Consider the following 527-nt stretch of genomic DNA (forward strand, 5'->3'; position numbering starts at 1 on the left):
GGGGTGCGAGTATTTCCTGAACAAGCTTCTCCCTATTAATCCGGTGGCCGGGTTCGAGTTTGGCCAGGTGATGCTGATAGGTTCGTAGCAGCCTGGGAAACACCGTGGCAGGTGTAGCCGATGCCGAGGCGTAAAACCGGTCCCGGATTGTGGAATTGATCCCCTCCAGTGCGTCTTGCTGCGTTTTTTCCAGGGCAGCAAATAATCGGCCCAGCCGGTACGCTGGATCTTGCCGAGTGGTATCCAGTGACATCGGTACCTCCTTTCGCAAGTTGCGAACCAGGTAGCCCTTCAAGATACAGGCCCTGGCGTAGTTGATGACGCGGTCAGTGGCAATCCTGCGCATGACCGCGGAAAACAAACCTTCTGGGTAACGCGCGCCAGTTACAATGGTCTCGAGCAGCTTGCCCGAAAGCAAAGGCGGAATGTCCTGTTCCTCGCGAGCTGTCTCCCGCAGTAGCAGCCGAACTGACGGAAACTCCGGATCAGGCCGTTTTGCTGAGTCTCCAAACCGCCGTTCGATGGCG

Annotated in this window: 1 protein-coding gene; it reads right to left on the reverse strand. The window is 57.1% G+C overall.

Annotated elements, in window-relative coordinates; all coding sequences use genetic code 11:
• A partial coding sequence (locus EG19_RS12020) for a type I-C CRISPR-associated protein Cas8c/Csd1 (RefSeq protein WP_200867165.1) occupies positions 1-527 on the reverse strand: 527 nt, incomplete at both ends.

The sequence above is a fragment of the Thermoanaerobaculum aquaticum genome, from assembly GCF_000687145.1.
GTDB lineage: Bacteria > Acidobacteriota > Thermoanaerobaculia > Thermoanaerobaculales > Thermoanaerobaculaceae > Thermoanaerobaculum > Thermoanaerobaculum aquaticum.